General features: G+C 65.1%; 18 protein-coding genes. 7 read left to right on the top strand and 11 right to left on the bottom strand.

Features of this window, described 5'->3' with window-relative positions; translation table 11 throughout:
• Positions 1 to 9: 9 nt before the first annotated feature.
• Together ACV7NN_RS07395 and ACV7NN_RS07400 are read left to right on the top strand one after the other, a co-directional pair.
• Entirely contained in the window at positions 10 to 573 is a 564-nt protein-coding gene (locus ACV7NN_RS07395; RefSeq protein ID WP_463348927.1) for a dihydrofolate reductase family protein, read from the top strand.
• Between the two features lie 19 nt (positions 574 to 592).
• A complete protein-coding gene (locus tag ACV7NN_RS07400; protein WP_463348928.1) occupies positions 593 to 1,723 on the top strand; it encodes an alpha/beta hydrolase in 1,131 nt (376 codons plus the stop codon).
• Between the two features lie 52 nt (positions 1,724 to 1,775).
• On the opposite strand, the gene ACV7NN_RS07405 is transcribed toward ACV7NN_RS07400, so the two are convergent.
• The 3 genes from ACV7NN_RS07405 to ACV7NN_RS07415 are packed head-to-tail and all read right to left on the bottom strand — an operon-like array spanning position 1,776 to position 2,863.
• On the bottom strand, positions 1,776 to 2,159 hold the full coding sequence (locus tag ACV7NN_RS07405; protein ID WP_463348929.1) for an acyl-CoA-like ligand-binding transcription factor: 384 nt from the start codon (positions 2,157 to 2,159) through the stop codon (positions 1,776 to 1,778).
• Positions 2,160 to 2,182: 23 nt separating this feature from the next.
• The gene (locus tag ACV7NN_RS07410; protein WP_463348930.1) at positions 2,183 to 2,641 is read right to left on the bottom strand and encodes an SRPBCC family protein; all 459 of its coding nucleotides are present in this window, start codon (positions 2,639 to 2,641) and stop codon (positions 2,183 to 2,185) included.
• 48 nt (positions 2,642 to 2,689) lie between these two features.
• Positions 2,690 to 2,863 carry a CsbD family protein gene (locus ACV7NN_RS07415; RefSeq protein WP_463348931.1) on the bottom strand — a complete coding sequence of 58 codons (174 nt, stop codon included), beginning with the start codon at positions 2,861 to 2,863 and terminating at the stop codon, positions 2,690 to 2,692.
• A gap of 217 nt (positions 2,864 to 3,080) precedes the next feature.
• Between ACV7NN_RS07415 and ACV7NN_RS07420 the strand changes: the two genes are divergently transcribed.
• Positions 3,081 to 4,019: a DMT family transporter gene (locus tag ACV7NN_RS07420; protein ID WP_463348932.1), complete on the top strand. Its 939-nt coding sequence runs from the start codon at positions 3,081 to 3,083 to the stop codon at positions 4,017 to 4,019.
• Between the two features lie 67 nt (positions 4,020 to 4,086).
• Here ACV7NN_RS07420 and ACV7NN_RS07425 read toward each other — a convergent pair whose 3' ends face one another.
• Together ACV7NN_RS07425 and ACV7NN_RS07430 are read right to left on the bottom strand one after the other, a co-directional pair.
• Positions 4,087 to 5,067, bottom strand: coding sequence for an NAD-dependent epimerase/dehydratase family protein (locus tag ACV7NN_RS07425; RefSeq protein WP_463348933.1), 981 nt, complete (start codon positions 5,065 to 5,067; stop codon positions 4,087 to 4,089).
• A complete protein-coding gene (locus tag ACV7NN_RS07430; protein ID WP_463348934.1) occupies positions 5,064 to 5,504 on the bottom strand; it encodes a MerR family transcriptional regulator in 441 nt (146 codons plus the stop codon). The genes ACV7NN_RS07425 and ACV7NN_RS07430 overlap by 4 nt, the downstream gene beginning before the upstream one ends.
• A 226-nt stretch (positions 5,505 to 5,730) precedes the next feature.
• Here ACV7NN_RS07430 and ACV7NN_RS07435 point away from each other — a divergent pair, with 226 nt between their 5' ends.
• Together ACV7NN_RS07435 and ACV7NN_RS07440 are read left to right on the top strand one after the other, a co-directional pair.
• Positions 5,731 to 6,990 (top strand): DUF445 domain-containing protein, encoded by a 1,260-nt coding sequence (locus ACV7NN_RS07435; protein ID WP_463348935.1) that lies wholly within the window; start codon positions 5,731 to 5,733, stop codon positions 6,988 to 6,990.
• A 73-nt stretch (positions 6,991 to 7,063) separates the two neighbouring features.
• Complete coding sequence (locus ACV7NN_RS07440) at positions 7,064 to 7,519, top strand: GNAT family N-acetyltransferase (protein ID WP_463348936.1); 456 nt, start codon at positions 7,064 to 7,066, stop codon at positions 7,517 to 7,519.
• Here ACV7NN_RS07440 and ACV7NN_RS07445 read toward each other — a convergent pair.
• The 3 genes from ACV7NN_RS07445 to ACV7NN_RS07455 all read right to left on the bottom strand — a co-directional run bounded on the left by ACV7NN_RS07445 (position 7,500) and on the right by ACV7NN_RS07455 (position 9,803).
• On the bottom strand, positions 7,500 to 8,138 hold the full coding sequence (locus ACV7NN_RS07445; protein WP_463348937.1) for a dienelactone hydrolase family protein: 639 nt from the start codon (positions 8,136 to 8,138) through the stop codon (positions 7,500 to 7,502). The two genes, ACV7NN_RS07440 and ACV7NN_RS07445, sit on opposite strands and share 20 nt — an antisense overlap.
• Positions 8,139 to 8,543: 405 nt before the next feature.
• Positions 8,544 to 8,777, bottom strand: coding sequence for a hypothetical protein (locus ACV7NN_RS07450; RefSeq protein WP_463348938.1), 234 nt, complete (start codon positions 8,775 to 8,777; stop codon positions 8,544 to 8,546).
• A 165-nt stretch (positions 8,778 to 8,942) separates the two neighbouring features.
• Positions 8,943 to 9,803 carry an LLM class F420-dependent oxidoreductase gene (locus ACV7NN_RS07455; protein ID WP_463348939.1) on the bottom strand — a complete coding sequence of 287 codons (861 nt, stop codon included), beginning with the start codon at positions 9,801 to 9,803 and terminating at the stop codon, positions 8,943 to 8,945.
• Between the two features lie 232 nt (positions 9,804 to 10,035).
• On the opposite strand from ACV7NN_RS07455, the gene ACV7NN_RS07460 reads away from it, so the two are divergent.
• Positions 10,036 to 11,685 carry a GH35 family beta-galactosidase gene (locus ACV7NN_RS07460; RefSeq protein ID WP_463348940.1) on the top strand — a complete coding sequence of 550 codons (1,650 nt, stop codon included), beginning with the start codon at positions 10,036 to 10,038 and terminating at the stop codon, positions 11,683 to 11,685.
• Positions 11,686 to 11,763: 78 nt separating this feature from the next.
• Here the strand turns inward: ACV7NN_RS07460 and ACV7NN_RS07465 are convergent, their stop codons facing one another.
• Positions 11,764 to 12,297 carry an amidase domain-containing protein gene (locus ACV7NN_RS07465; RefSeq protein ID WP_463348941.1) on the bottom strand — a complete coding sequence of 178 codons (534 nt, stop codon included), beginning with the start codon at positions 12,295 to 12,297 and terminating at the stop codon, positions 11,764 to 11,766.
• A 347-nt stretch (positions 12,298 to 12,644) separates the two neighbouring features.
• Here ACV7NN_RS07465 and ACV7NN_RS07470 point away from each other — a divergent pair, with 347 nt between their 5' ends.
• Positions 12,645 to 13,181, top strand: coding sequence for a TetR/AcrR family transcriptional regulator (locus ACV7NN_RS07470; protein WP_463348942.1), 537 nt, complete (start codon positions 12,645 to 12,647; stop codon positions 13,179 to 13,181).
• Here the strand turns inward: ACV7NN_RS07470 and ACV7NN_RS07475 are convergent.
• A complete protein-coding gene (locus tag ACV7NN_RS07475) occupies positions 13,150 to 14,397 on the bottom strand; it encodes an MFS transporter (protein ID WP_463348943.1) in 1,248 nt (415 codons plus the stop codon). The two genes, ACV7NN_RS07470 and ACV7NN_RS07475, sit on opposite strands and share 32 nt — an antisense overlap.
• Positions 14,373 to 14,750, bottom strand: a complete 378-nt coding sequence (locus ACV7NN_RS07480) for a nuclear transport factor 2 family protein (protein WP_463348944.1) — start codon at positions 14,748 to 14,750, stop codon at positions 14,373 to 14,375. The genes ACV7NN_RS07475 and ACV7NN_RS07480 overlap by 25 nt, the downstream gene beginning before the upstream one ends.
• Between the last annotated feature and the right edge of the window lie 112 nt (positions 14,751 to 14,862).

The raw sequence follows: 14,862 nt of genomic DNA on the forward strand, positions 1-14,862 counted from the left end.
GAGAAGAAAATGGCACGAATTGTGGTCAGTGAGAACCTCTCGCTCGACGGCGTCAATCAGGACGAGGGATTCGAGCACAGCGGCTGGTTCCAGCAGTACATGGGAGGGGACCGCGAGGAATGGAACAAGATCCTGTTGGCAGAGGCCCACAGCGCCTCAGCCCTTCTGCTGGGGCGGCGAAGCGATGACTACTTCGGCACCCGGTGGCCTTCACGGACCGGTGAGTACGCGGACACCTTGAACGGTCTTCCGAAATATGTCGTGTCATCGACCCTCACCGAGCCAGTGTGGATGAACACGACCCTCCTGAAGGGTGACGTGATCGAAGAGGTCTCACGCTTGAAGGAGGCTCTCGACGGCGACATCATCATCTACGGAAGCGGTCAATTGGTACACACTCTTATCGAGAACAACCTGGTCGACGAGCTGCGGGTGATAATCTTCCCCGTTCTGCTCGGTGCCGGTAGACGCCTCTTCGTCGAGAGCAAGGCCAAGACATCCCTCCGCTGCCTTACCGCCAAGGTCATCCACGACAACCTGGTCTCCGTCAACTACGAAGTGTTGCGCGACTGACCGGAAGGGTCGTGGGCCGATGATTGTGAACGCCGCGATCTGGCTGGTGTTCGTCGCCGCCGCCGTGCGGCCGCCATTTCGCCGCGGGCCGCTCGGTTTCGCGGTCTTCGTGGCCACCATGTCCTTCAACGAGATCCCTGCAGTGCTTTTTGCGGTCTTCATCATTTCGATACTGCTCGGCGGCCGGCAAGCGAGCGTGCAGGAGTGGGTGGTCGGAGGGGTCTTGGTTGCCGCGACCGTTGCGGGGATGATGTGGCTTCATGTGAGAGCTCGAACGGTGCGTGGCGCGCTTGAACTCGGTTTGGACCAGGGGCTCGGCGGACAGTGGCGGACTGCGCTGCATGATCAGAAGGGGCGTGGAAACCTCCCGCCGACGCCGTGGCTGCCGGGAATCCTGTCGCCTTTTCAGCGCAGGGTTCGGGGCGTCGTGCGGATCCGGAACCTGGCCTACGGCCCGGACACGGCACACCGGGTCGACACCTACCGTGGGCCAGGAACTATCCCCGCTCGACCCGTACTCATCCACCTTCACGGCGGCGGGTTCGTCTCGGGAAGCAAGAGTCGCGAAAGTGTCACCCTGATCAACCAACTCGCAGCAAACGGCTGGCTTTGCGTGAGCGGAAACTATCGGCTGAGAAGCCCAGGACAACACCCCAATGCTCTCATCGACGTCAAAAGGCTGATCGCCAGGATCCGGGAAAACGCCGAGGAGTTGGGCGCTGACCCGTCTTCGGTCTACCTGGCCGGCTGCTCCGCAGGCGCTCACCTGGCGGTCAGTGCTGCGCTCACGCCGGACTTCGCCGAATTGCAGGCAGATTTGGGTGCCGCCGACACGAGCGTCGCAGGCGTGATCGCGTTGTACGGCTATCTCGGACCCCGAAACTCAGACCCGACAAGCTCACCGGCGTTGCTCGCGAGACGCGACGCGCCACCGATGCTCATCGTTCATGGAGCCAACGACACCGCGATACCCGTCAATGACGTTCGCGCAGTGGCCGAATGCCTGAGACGGACATCGCAGAAACCCGTCGTCTTCATCGAGCTCCCCCACGCTCAACACAGCTTCGACCTCTTCGCCTCTGTTCGATCTCGAGTGACGGCGGACGCAGCCGAGGCGTTCCTGACCTGGGCCCAAGCCCGCGCGGGTTGAGCGCAGTGCCCACACGTCTTCCCTCCTGTCGCAGCGGCATAGCCGACGAGCCTTACCCCAGGTCGAGGCCCGCCTGGATCTGCGCGATCCCAGCATCCATCAAGGCGAACGGATTCGCCGTGGGGTCGTCGGTCACCGCTGAGATCATCGCCATCGCAGCACCGACGATGGCGCCTGAGGTTACACGGATCTGGAAGTCGTCGGGTGACCGACCGATGCGTTCCGGGATCGCGTCGGACAGCAGCGTCATAGTGTCGGAGAACTGGGCGATTGCGGTGGCGCGGAGTGCGGGCACCGCCAGCACAAGCTCGATTCGCTCGCTCTGTTCGGCGTTCTGTTCCACACTCAGGCTGCCGAAGGTCGACTTCATCGCGCGCCGCAGGCAATCGAAAAAGGGACCGCGCCTGACCCCGATCTGGCCGGGTGCGTCGCGCACCCGGCCAGATCGCCTGCCATCGGTCAGCGTGGCGCGATATTGCCTCGCCAGCCGTCGCCCTGATTGGCCGGCACTTCGATGAACTCCTTGAAATTCTGAAGATCCTTCTTGATAGCTCGATCGTCCACTCCGAGCGCCACGCCGGCCTTCTCGAGGAATCCTTCTGCTTCCCAATCGAGTTGCACGGTCACCCGGGTCGTCGAATCGGACAGCCTGTGGAAGGTGACGACGCCGGCATGATCCACCTCGCCTCCGATACTGTTCCACGCCACACGCTCGTCGGGATGCTGTTCGGTGATCTCGGCGTCGAATTCGCGTTCGACTCCGGCGATCTTCACCTTCCAATGAGAGTGCGTGTCGTCGAGCTGATTGATCGATTCGACGAAATCCAGGAAACGCGGAAAGGACTCGAACCGTGTCCACTGGTCGTAGGCGACACGGACCGGCACGTCGACGTCGATGGTTTCGATTACTTGGGTCATCTTCCCTTTTCCATTCGGTTGTTTCTCGTCGTCGGCGGGTGCGGAGTGTCAGTGCTTGAAAGCGTCTTTGACGTTTTCCGCTGCCTTCCCGAGGTCGGCCTTCGCCTGGTCCGCTTTGCCTTCGGCAACAAGCTTGTCGTCGTCGGTGGCTTTGCCGGTGGCTTCCTTCGCTTTGCCTTTGAGGTCGTTTGCGGCGTTGTCGATCTTGTCTTCTGCACTCATCGCGGGTTCCTTTCGTTGGGATGCTCGGTCACCGCCGGCTGTTACCGGACGGCGAGCATTCCTTCATCCATACGCCCACCTGCCGGCATCATCAACCCGGTTGCGCTGGCGGGGATTTCCGCGATGATGGACGGCGCGAGGGTGCTGTGCGGGTAGGCGGGAAGCCGCGTCTGAGGGGGATCTGTGGTGGGCGATCGCTGGGGTATTGGGTAGCCGCATGGCCGTGAATGTGATCTCGCTGACTCCTGCGCAATCGTTGGGCATCCCGGTGGCACTGGTCGGCGGGGTGTTTCTCGCGGTCGGCGCCCAGCTTCAGCAGCGCGGCGTGGCAAACGTGGATTCTCATTCGACTCAGACGAAACGAACCGGCCTCGGGGTCGGACAGTTGTTGGCCCTCGCGCGCCGTCCCGCGTGGCTCATCGGGACCCTCTGTCTCGGACTGGCGATCGTTTTCCAGCTGTTCAGCCTCTATCTGGCTCCGTTGACCGTTGTTCAGCCGCTCGGCGCGGTGGCGCTGGTGATCACGGCCGTCGTCAACGCCCGCATCACCACGGTGAGACTTGACGCTCCGGCGATCCGGGCGATGGCGTTCTGCGTGGGAGGAGTGGGCCTCTTTGTGACCGTCGCCGCGATGACCACGACCTCGCAGCCCATCCTGGAGCCCCAGCTGGTCAGCGTCACGATCATCCTTGCGTTCGTTCTCCTCCTCTTCAGTCTCGGCTTCGCCTTCTTTCGCAAACGATTCACTCGCATCTTCTACGTCGTCGGCGCCGGCGTCCTGTTCGGTTTCGTAGCCACCCTCGCGAAGGTCCTGATCGGTCGCATCCAGACCGTTGTCGACGCGCATTTCCAGCTGGCGCCCGCGGACTGGCTGACAAGCGTCTGCCTGGTCGGGTTGATCGCGGCCGCCATCCTGGGCAGCTACTTCGTGCAGACCGCGTACTCGTCCGGATCGCCGGATGTGGTCGTTGCCGGCCTCACGGTGATCGACCCGCTCGTCGGCGTCACGATCGGAATCGTCGTGCTCGGCGAAGCGTCACACGCTCCCCTCTGGGCCGGCCTGGTCTTCGCAGTGGCCGGCGCGCTCGCCATCTACGGGGTCATCCGCCTATCCATTCTCCGCCCCCAGGAGGGCAGGGAGTCGCGGGAGCGGTGAGGGAGGCGGAGCGCCGTCCGGGCCGGCGAGGGTTCGCAGCGACCGACTCCGGATGCCGTGGCCCACCTCAGGCGTCGTGGGCGAGCAACCCGAGGTCGCGCAGGCTCTCCGCGGTCTCGACGATCGTCTCGACAGCCGGCCTCGGCCGGAAGCCGAGCTCTGCCTTTGCGCGGTCGTTGTGGATGATGAGCGGCGCGGGCTCCTCGCCCGGCATCTCCTGGGTGGTCACGCGGGCGGCGAGTCCGCCGAGCTCGTCCCGCAACACGTTCGCGACATCGAGGAACGTCATCGTGGGACCGTCCGCGAGCAGCAGGTAACGCTTCCCGGCGGCGGTCGGGGTGGTCATCGCGGCGATGTGCGCCGACGAGACGTCGCGCACGTCCGCGATCCCGAACCGCTGTCGGGGGACGGCCGACATCGTGCCGTCGAGCAACCCGGTGAAGAACTGCAGCGACGATCGGGCGGACGCCGTCAGTGTGGGGCCCGCGATCCACGTCGGGTTGAGGACGACGAGTTCGAGCTCGCCGCCTTCTCTCTCGAGGAAGTCCCACGCCGCCCGCTCCGCGACCGCCTTCGACAGTGGGTACGGGGGCAGCCCAGGGGTGGCCGGGTCGGTCCAGTCCGACTCGTCGTAGTCACGCACCGGCTTCGGCGAGTACCCCACGGCGGCGAACGACGAGGTGAGGACGACGCGACGAGCGCCGGCATCGCGGGCGGCCCGCAGCACGCGCAGCGCGCCGTCCCGGGCGGGGACGACGACCTCGTCCGGGACGGTCGTCTGGATCATGGGCGAGGCGACGTGGTAGACGTCGGCGATGCCGGAGAGCGCAGCGTCCCATCCGTCGTCGTCGGTGAGGGAGGCGGCGACGAAGGACAATCCCGCGTCGTCCACCCCGGCCCGACGGACGGCGGCGCGGACCTCCTCGGCACGCTCCAGCGAACGCACGGTCGTGCGAACGTCGACGCCGGAGGCGAGCACGTCGGCGATGAGCCGGGTGCCGAGATACCCGCTCCCGCCGGTGATGAGAATCGTGGGGTCGGTGGTCATCGTAAGGTCTCCTCAAGTCTGGGAAGGATGGATTCGAGCTCGCTGCTCGCCGCCGCTTCAGCGGACATGTCGTTGCGGTCGCGTGCATCCCAGAGCGCGGCCTTCACCCGCAGATAGTCCAGATGCACGTTGAGCGTCGCGACCTGCTCCTCTACCCGGCGCGCATGCCGGAGCAGGATGTCCCTCTGCTCACCCGCCGCAGAGTTCCCTTGCCGCCGATTGGCCAGGTAGACGCGCATGTCCTCGATCCCGACGCCCATCGCCCGCAAGCAGGCGAGCACCTGGGCTTCGTTGAGGTCGGCCTCGCTGTAACGTCTGTGGCCGCTGCGCCCGTCGCGAGCGATCGGCCCGAGCAGGGCGACCTCTTCGTAGTACCGCAGAGTGGGCTCGCTGAGCCCGCTCTGCCGGGACGCGTCCTGGATGGTCAACGTGGTCATGTTCCCATCAGAACAGACCTCAAGCGCTTTAAGTCAAGCTGGCGGAGGGCTACCTGTACCACGCGTGGCGAGTGCCACTCGATTCCTCGCCAGGACGTGAGTACGGTGGACATTGCCCAACAGACGTGCCGGGGAGGTTCGGGGTGCGCATCCAGGACACCGTCGTCGCCGACCATGAAGGCGAGCACCGGCCCGACAACACCAGCCACCGGCTCCACCTCGTCGCGTGACCGCTCTCCCGACCGACGCCGAACGCCGTCTCGCCCTGCGGCGGATGAAGACCCTCGCGACGAGCCTGCTCGCCGTGGCCGCCGTGGTTTTCGCCGTGGCATACGCGCTACAGGACCGCTACCCCTGGCTCGGGTTCGTCCGCGCCGCCGCCGAGGGTGCGATGGTGGGCGCGCTCGCAGACTGGTTCGCTGTGACCGCGCTGTTCCGGCACCCCCTCGGGCTTCGCATCCCGCACACAGCGATCATCCCGACCCGCAAGGACGAGATCGGGGCGAGCCTCGGCGAGTTCGTGGAGACGAACTTTCTCTCCGACCAGGTCGTCGCCGGCAAGCTGGGCCGGATCGATCTCGCCGGCGCCGCCGCCGACTGGCTCTCGGAGCCGCAGAACGCACGCCGAGTGGTAGCGGAGTCCTTCCGCGGCATGACCGGACTCGCCGCCCTGGTCGACGACGATCGGATGCGAGAGGCCATGGAGGCGGTCGTGCGCACGCACCTCGTCGCGCCTTTGTGGGGCCCGCCGCTCGGGCGGCTCGGCGAGCGAGTGCTGAGCTCGGGTGGGCATCGTGAGGTGCTCGACCTGCTGCTGGACCGGATGGCCGGGTGGCTCGAGGACAACCCCGAGGCGTTCGGACCGGTGGTGTCGCGGCGCCTCCCGTCGTGGCTGCCGTCGTTTGTGGACCGCGTGATCGACGAGCGTCTCCACGCGGAGGCGCTCCGATTCGTTCGGGAGATGCGCGACGACCCCGACCACCGACTCCGCCGATCGCTCGACGAGTACCTCGCCCAGTTGGCCGACCGACTGCAGCATGACGAGGCGACCATCGAACGACTGGAGGCGGCGAAAGGCCGCGCGTTCGACGATCCGCGAATCCGTGAGCTGGCGGCCTCCACCTGGGCGGCCGCACGCACCGCTGCGATGGACGCGCTGTCCGACGAGAACGGCGAGCTGCGGCGCCGCGCGGAGGCCTTCGTCGCCGACGTCGCGCGGCGGGTCCTCGCCGACGACGAGCTGAGGGCGTCCCTCAACACTCGACTGACCGACTTCGCGCTGCACTTCGTGACGAACTACCGCAGCGACATCTCGCACGTCATCACCGAGACGGTGCAGTCGTGGGACCCCGCCGAGATCACCGACAAGATCGAGACCCAGGTCGGCCGCGACCTGCAGTTCATCCGCATCAACGGCACGGTCGTGGGTGCACTCGCCGGCCTCGCGATCTACACCATAGCCACCGGGATCTCGGCGCTGTTCTAAGTCCGGTCCGCTTGGTGAGTGTGATGCGGTCGGGCGGTTGACCGCGACAGTTCGGGCGTGACATCTTCGTACCGTGGATGACCTCAGCGCGCGTAGGCTCGGACGTGGCGATCTGGCCGTCGCGCGCGCCACCTTCACGATGATGCGGGAGGTCTTCGACGAAGATACCGGCGGGAGCGAACCGCTCACCGACGAGTATCTCGAAAGGATTCTCGCCCAGGACTCCTTCTGGGCACTGGCCGCATTCGTCGGCTCGGAGATAGTCGGAGGACTCACCGGGCACACCCTCCCCATGACGAAGTCCCAGTCCTCCGAGCTCTTCATTTACGACCTCGTCGTGCGTCGAGAGAATCGACGACAAGGTGTGGGGCGTCGTCTGATTCAGGAAGTTCGAGACCTCGCCGAAGCGGTAGGCATCCACGACGTGTTCGTTCCAGCCGACAACGAGGACACTCAGGCCCTCGACTTCTACCGCGCGCTCGGACCCGTGGAATCAGCGGTAACGCATTTCACCTTCCTGGGCCCGTAGGTGCCAGGAGGTTCCTGGCGAAGAACCGCTCGGAGTCTTCTGTCTCGAACCAGGGAATCTGTTGGTGCGGGCCGGTGGTTATGTGAACCACTTTCTGGTCCGATGCGAGCGCCTCGAAAAGGGCAAGACCTGACTCTCGATCGATTTCTGCGTCGTCCCACGGCAGCAGGTAGAGCACTGCCGCCGTGACGGTTCGCGCCGCGGCAAGGAGCGGTTCGAACGCATAGGCGGCACCGAAGACCGCCGCGCCGATACGGTCGTCCACTGATGCCAGCCGCATACCGATCTCGGTTCCCAGCGTCATGCCGCTGAAGCCCACCGGCCGTTGCGCGTCGATCTCGGGCAGCGTCTGCAACGCGTCGAGGGCGACCTGCCATTCCGGAACTGCTCGCTGCGCGAGGAAGCCGTTGAACTCGCTGACGATCGCGCCCAGCGGCTCGCCCGCGGTGCGGGCGCGCCGGAGTTCGTCGACCCAGCGCGCATCCTCGTCGGAACGAGGACGTTCGCCGTGGCCCGGGGCGTCGATAGCTGCAACGTGGTAGCCCAGCGCCGTGACCAGATGTCGCGCCCGGTGCACCAGGCCCGCCGCTTGCTTGTGCAGGCCGCCCGGGTGGCCCATGAGAACGAGTGGTGCAGGGTCTGCGATGTCATCCGGCGACCACAGCACGCCAGGTACGTCACCGAGGGTGAACAGCCGTTCGAGAACGCCGCTTGACGACGTTTGGGAAGTGAATTGCATGAGGGTTGCCTTTCAGGATCACACGTGTTGGTGCTCCCGACGACACTCAGGTCAGTCGACCGTCCGTCGCGGAGACGAAGAGCACCCAATTTGCAGGAAAAACACTGGGCATCACCTCCTTCTCGATTCGACGATCGAGAGCCTAACGGACAATCCCATGGTTGGTCCACCTTTCCCGATACCCGACATGGGGGCCCAGTCTCGCCTCTTTGAGGGACGGGCGGCGGCGAGTGCGTCGCGGTCGAGGACGTCGGGGATGACACCCTCCGCTCCCACACTGGTGCTTTAGGCCTCCGTACGCCGCGCTACCAGGTAGAGCGGGAAGAAGAACACGAACATCACCGCGCAGAATATCAGCCACGCTCGGGGTCCCTCGATGAGCAAGCCGCCAATCTGGACGGAGACGGGATGGTTCTCATCTCGGGATCTCGCATCGAAGTAGACCCACGCGTCCAAGATGGCCAAGACGACGATCGCCATCGCGGTGACCGTCAGCCCCACTGCGATGTTGTTACCCATGACGACGCCATCCCCTTTTCCCGACTCCCCTTTTCCGGACTCCATTTTAGCGGTCATCCCTCCTCGTCATCGCTGAAACCCGCGCCGACGCCGAGCGCCACCGCGAAGCGCACAACACGTATTGACCGATCGGCTTACGACCGCTTGCGCCGATAGCCGAGAGGCCTACGCCGGCGCGATTTCTGTGAGCCGGGAGGCGACGAGATCACCGAAACGCCGCACGAAGTCTGACATGTCCGGGCCGATGGCGCGGAAGTGGATGTGCTGCACACCAAGATCGGCGTAGGCCTGGGCGACGCGCAAGAACGCGTCCGGATCATCCACGGGATTCGTCACGCCACCCTGAACAGTCTTCTCGATCGCACCGTAGTCTGTGCCAAGCCGATCGCAGTGGCTGCGGAGAACCTCGAGCTTGTGGGCGACCTCCTCCGGACCGGATGCGATGATGTTGCATCCTTGCGCGTACTGGGCGACCAGGCGCAGCGTCTTCCTTTCGCCGCCCCCACCGATGATGATCGGCGGATGCGGGGTCTGGATCGGTGCCGGGCTGCAGATCGTCTCCGCCAACTGGAAGTGCGTACCGCTGTAGGGCCCGTCGTTTTCGCTCCACATCTGCAGCGCGATCTGGATGGCTTCCTCCAGCCGTTCGAATCGTTCGCCCAGGGACGGGAACGGTACCCCGAGCGCACGGTGCTCACGCTCGTACCAGGCTGCACCGATGCCGAGAAAAGCGCGGCCGCCGCTCAGCACATCAAGCGTCGTCGCGATCTTGGCCAAGAGACCCGGATGGCGGTAGGTCACGCCCGTGACCACCGTGCCCAGCCGCAACCTGCTGGTGGTCCCCGCCAGAAATCCGAGCGAGGTGTAGCCCTCGAGCATCGGGTCGTGGGCGGTTCGGAACCGCTCCATCTGAAAGTAGTGGTCCATGACTGTGAACCAGGACGCACCGATCTCCTCGGCTGCGATGGCGGTGTCGCGCATCATCGGCGCGATCGAGGCGGGTTCACCGGGAACGGTGAAATCCATGAAGTGGAATCCGAAGCGCATACCCCAACATACGCACGCCCGCGCAGAAGGGTCTATCCGTTCGATCCGACCATCGCCGTCACGTGGCTGCAAAGCGGGGGCGAAACCAGTCGGCCCCCCTATAAACCGGTTGGATGATGCTTATCATCACATCGGCCTTCCTGATCCGCCCGTGATCGAAGAATGATGGGGCAGTGCGCGCAGTGTGGTGCTCGCTTTCGGAAGGAGAACAATGTCGGGGTCCCTCACAAGCGGCCGGCCGGTTCCCCGAATCGAGCGGACTGAAGGCGGTTTCCGCCTCGTCCTGGACGGGAAACCCGCCCTGCTCCTCGCGGGTCAGCTGCACAACTCGACGCCGACGGATGTCGACCTGCGTACCGTGCTGAAGCGGGTACGGGGTATCGGCGCTTCCACCGTCATCAGTTCGGTCAGCTGGTCTCTCGTGGAGCCCCGGGAAGGCCGGTTCGACTTTTCGTCCGTCGATGAACAACTCGAGGCCGCGCGGGCTTCAGGCCTGCGACTGGTTGTGATCTGGTTCGGAGCGTTCAAGAACGCGGGCTCGAGTTACGCGCCGACGTGGGTCCGGGCCGACCGGGCTCGATTCCCTCGCGCCGTCGTCGACACGAGCCGAAAAGAGCTGTTCACACACGCTGACACCACAGCGCGACCGGTGCTGTCCGTCTTCTCCGAGGCTCTCCTCGCAGCTGACGAGCGGGCGTTCGTCGCGTTGATGACGCACCTCGAGCAGTCTGACGCGGAGCACACGGTGGTGATGGTCCAAGTCCAGAATGAGGTTGGCCTGCTGCGCGCCTCGAGAGACCGATCATCGGTTGCCGCGGACGCGTGGGGCGAGGCGGTGCCACAGGCCCTGCTCCAGTACCTCCGTGAGCGTGGCGGATCGCTTCCGGAGTCGCTGGACTCCGCCTGGGCGAGCGGGGGTCGACCGAGCGCAGGAACCTGGCAGCAGGTTTTCGGAGATGGCTGGGAGGCGGACGAGATCTTCATGGCATGGCACTTCGCCGCCTATGTCGAACGTCTAGCCGCTGCCGGAAAGGCGGTGAAGCCCCTCCCGATGTACGCCAACGCCTGGCTGGGGCCGCAGCCGGGACAGCCGGAGGCCGGAGATTACCCGAGCGGTGGTCCTTCCTCGCGAGTGATCGATATCTGGAAACGTACAGCACCGTCGCTCGACTTCGTTGCGCCGGACATCTATATAGAGGACGCGAAGGAGGCGATTTCCCCTTACCACCGGCCGGACAACCCGCTCTTCGTCCCCGAGTCCCGGATCGCTACCGGCAACCTCTTCCTGGCGCTGGGCTTAGGGGCCGTCGGCTTCTCAGCCTTCGGGATCGACGACGTTCGCCCAGGCAGCCGGCTCGGACAGGTCTACACCCTCCTCGGCGGCATGACGGACGTGATCACCGCGGCTCAGGCGGATGGACGGATCGCCGGAGTTCTCCTGGAAGACGGGCAACAACAGGGAATCGCCTTCAGCGACGTGCGCGTCGTGGTGCAAGGCTCGCGCGCCCTCCTGCAGACAATGCTGCTCGACGCCGGTGTGCAGGCCCCGCCTCCAGTGGTGGAAGCCCTCAGCGAGACCGCTCACGGCATTCCCGCTCCGGCCGACACCCGCGCCTTCGGCATCCTGATCCAGGAGAGCCAGGACGAATTCCTCGTGATCGGGCAAAACCTCACGGTCGACTTCGCTGCACCAGGGCCGACCATCGAGATCGACAGTGTCGAGGCGGGTTACTTCGACAACGGCGATTGGGTACGCACACGTGTCGTGAACGGCGACGAGCGTCTCACTATCGTGCCGCTTGACGAGGTAGGGATCGCACGCGTCCGGCTGCTCCGGCTCTCCGAAGAGACCGACCGGTGAGGGGCTCGTCGACAACCGACCGCTTCGCCACGCGTGGTCGCTGCCGCAGGCGCACGCGAGAACGGTTGACGGCCAGCGTCAGGAGATGTGCCAGATATGCCCTGTCGCGTCCGGATACTCCGCGAGAATGACGTCGAGGCTCTTGTCGAATTCGTCTTCGTTGTGACCCGTGAGATACAACTCGACGTGGTCGGATGCTCGCGACGAGTTCTTCTCGACCCGGGTCACCACCATCACGTGGTCGATCGATCCACCGCTCCACGTGAACATCACGACGTCTCCGACCGAGATGTTCGAACGCTGGTCCAGCGGGTACTTCGTCAGCTGAAGTTCAGTGGTGTTCTCGGCGAAGTATTCATCCATTGCAGGCGCGTATCCCCAAGAAAGGCTGCGATCCTTGCCGGCATCGCGGCTCTTCCACTGAGGATTCATCTGCCAGCCTCGCGCGACGAGTGTCTGGTTGACGAAGTTGGCACAGTCTCCACCGAGGCTGTTGAGGTCACCGTAGGCGGCGGTGTTGTAGTCGTCCCAGCGGTCCCGGGCATAGTCGTACTGCTTCTGTACCCCCGGCGACAAGCTCGCGTAGGCCGCAGACGATATGCCCGTTGTCACGGGACGCGATCCATTGAAGGAACCGATGAGATCGCCGGCGCACCCGGTCAGGACTAGCCCAAGGCCCGCTGTGAGGAGGGAGAGAAGAGCAAGCATTGCCCGCGGTCGTCGTCGGTTCCTGCGTGCAGTGCGAAGCGGATCGTCAGTGCGGTAGCGGAGCATTCTTCGATCAAACCAAGCAGGGCGTATCGTCAGCGTTCGCCGTTTTCGATATGTGCACGACATCTTTGATATGACGGGCCGCTGGTTGGTGGCTGCCGAACTAGGGACCCGGTACCGGCTTCGCGACGAGAACGGAAACAATCCACGTCCAATCGGAGCCGTTATCTGCCCGACGCCGGTACCTGATGTACGTCCGCGGCGTCGGCGCGACGACCCTCGATGACGTCCTCGCGGCCAGCGGTGTCAGCAAGTCGCAGCTGTACCGGCACTTCGCGAACAAGGACGAGGTCGTCCGAGCCGTCATCGACCTCATGGGCGAGCGGGTCATCCAGCGCGAGCAAGACGCGCTCGGCCGCGTCTCGACGATGGCCGGGCTACGTCGCTGGCGGGATGCGCTGGTGCAGAACAGCGCGCTGCGACATGGCGCCTACGGCTGCGCGCTCGGCTCTTTCGCCTCCGAGGTCGCCGATCACGATGACGCCGCCCGCAGGACGCTTCTGGCGCTCTTCGCCGAATGGAAGGACCTCCTCGCGGGAGCAATACGACGGCTCCAGGAGAACGGCACCCTTCCGCCTGAAGCGCCAGTCGACGAACTCGCGACCGGGCTCCTCGCGGCGTTGCAGGGCGGGTACCTGCTCGCGCAGACCGCTCGGGACGTCACTCCGATGGCGACCTCGATCGACATGGCGCTCACGCATATTGAGAGTCTCTCGGTCGGCTGACGACCTGCCCCTGCGGGTTCTTGGCGAAGGCGACCGTGTAAACGGTCCCGATCAGTGCGAATACCGCATAGCCGATGGCGATCTGCGGGACGGAGACCAGTGTCGAGAGCTGGCCGGCGAGCAGACTCGGGATCGTGGCCCCACTGTAGCTCAGCAGGTAGACGACCGCGAAGATCGATGCGCGCTCGGCCACGCTGCTGCCGTAGACGAGACCGTGAGTGACGGCACTGATCGCGATGCCCTGTCCGACGCCGGCGACGACCGTCGCGACGAGGAAGAGCGCCAGTGCGCCCGTTGCGTTCGCCGCGATGATCCCTGTCCAGCCGAGAAGGAACGCGACCATGCCGATCCGCTGGGCTGTGGCCGGGTTGAACCGGTGCCCGAGGGGTGCACCGAAGGCACTCGGTGCCATGTACGCCGCGAAGACCAACCCAGTGATCATCGGGCTCTTCGTGTGAAGCTGGCCCTGGACAAGCGCCGGGACGAACGCTTGATAGAAGGCGCCTGTCGCCCAGGTGGGCAGGATCACCGCGGCCGCGACCGGCAACAGGTTCCTGACCCGGCCCGGCACCCGCACGCTCGGGCGGAGCGATCGCCACTCGAACGGGCTCCGGGTGACGGTCTCAGGGCTGATGACGATCAGCATCGCGGACACCAGTAGCAGAACGATTGCGACCAGGAACACGAGCTGGCGGGGCCACGGACCGAACTGGACGAGCGCCCCCGACGCGATGGCACCCAGCGCGAGCCCGAGCATCACCGTCTGGCTGGAGGCGACCGACGCGAGCCATGCCGGCCGTCGCGGTGCCGCGTCGACGATGTAGGCGGCGAGACTGCTGCTGGCTATACCGGCGCCCAAGCCCATCAGCAATCGGCCTGTGATCAGCACGCCGATGACCTGCACGTCGAGCAGGACGACGCATCCCGCAATGAGCAGAGCCAGGCTCGTCAGGGCCGCCGCCCGCCGGCCCACGAAGTTCGAGAGCCGACCCAGGATCAACAGAGTGCCGATGGTGCCGATCGAGTATGCGACCACTGTCAGCGCTATATCGGCGTTGGTGAAGCCATCCTGCGCCCGGTAGACGTTGAACAACGGGATCGTCGAGCCGACTGCCGCGAACGCCGCGACCAGCGCCACCACCCCGGAGACGAACGCGAGCTGTAGGGTGCCCCTGCCGCCCTCGCGGCGCATCACGCGCCTGGTGCGATCGCACACGCCGAGATGCAGAGCCAGACGCCGTCGCGCTTCTGGTACGCGTCCGTGTAGAGCGCCTCCTTGATCGAGCCGTCACTGACCAGCTTGTAGCTCGTCCGACCGTGAATCAGGGCGACGTCGCCGAAAAGCCGGATCCGCGCGTCGAGCAAAGTGAGCTCGGTGAAGGGCCGCGGGCCTGCGATGTACTCGAGGTACTCCTCGCGATTGCGGGTGACACCCGGGGTCTGCACCACGAAGTCCTCGGCGAGGAACTCGTTGAAGCGTTGCGCGTCGCTGGTCTGGTCTGAGTGGTTGTAGTCGAGGTTGAGCTGCTCGAGGACAGCGAGATCTTCGGCCGACTGGTCGTTGTTCATAAGGGTTTCCTTCGCTCGCCGGTGATTCACGCTTGAAGAGGACTGTTTAGTCCACATTAGATCGGATGCAGATCGCCTGCAAGCGGCTGGCATCGATGTCTCTGAGGACTAA

The organism is Leifsonia sp. Ger2509 (assembly GCF_055231915.1).

Coding starts and splice junctions, on each gene's coding strand:
- ACV7NN_RS07395 (WP_463348927.1), top strand. CDS start 10: ATGGCACGAATTGTGGTCAGTGAGAACCTCTCGCTCGACGGCGTCAAT.
- ACV7NN_RS07400 (WP_463348928.1), top strand. CDS start 593: ATGATTGTGAACGCCGCGATCTGGCTGGTGTTCGTCGCCGCCGCCGTG.
- ACV7NN_RS07410 (WP_463348930.1), bottom strand. CDS start 2,641: ATGACCCAAGTAATCGAAACCATCGACGTCGACGTGCCGGTCCGTGTC.
- ACV7NN_RS07415 (WP_463348931.1), bottom strand. CDS start 2,863: ATGAGTGCAGAAGACAAGATCGACAACGCCGCAAACGACCTCAAAGGC.
- ACV7NN_RS07420 (WP_463348932.1), top strand. CDS start 3,081: ATGGCCGTGAATGTGATCTCGCTGACTCCTGCGCAATCGTTGGGCATC.
- ACV7NN_RS07425 (WP_463348933.1), bottom strand. CDS start 5,067: ATGACCACCGACCCCACGATTCTCATCACCGGCGGGAGCGGGTATCTC.
- ACV7NN_RS07430 (WP_463348934.1), bottom strand. CDS start 5,504: ATGACCACGTTGACCATCCAGGACGCGTCCCGGCAGAGCGGGCTCAGC.
- ACV7NN_RS07445 (WP_463348937.1), bottom strand. CDS start 8,138: ATGGGCCACCCGGGCGGCCTGCACAAGCAAGCGGCGGGCCTGGTGCAC.
- ACV7NN_RS07450 (WP_463348938.1), bottom strand. CDS start 8,777: ATGGGTAACAACATCGCAGTGGGGCTGACGGTCACCGCGATGGCGATC.
- ACV7NN_RS07455 (WP_463348939.1), bottom strand. CDS start 9,803: ATGGATTTCACCGTTCCCGGTGAACCCGCCTCGATCGCGCCGATGATG.
- ACV7NN_RS07460 (WP_463348940.1), top strand. CDS start 10,036: ATGTCGGGGTCCCTCACAAGCGGCCGGCCGGTTCCCCGAATCGAGCGG.
- ACV7NN_RS07470 (WP_463348942.1), top strand. CDS start 12,645: ATGTACGTCCGCGGCGTCGGCGCGACGACCCTCGATGACGTCCTCGCG.
- ACV7NN_RS07480 (WP_463348944.1), bottom strand. CDS start 14,750: ATGAACAACGACCAGTCGGCCGAAGATCTCGCTGTCCTCGAGCAGCTC.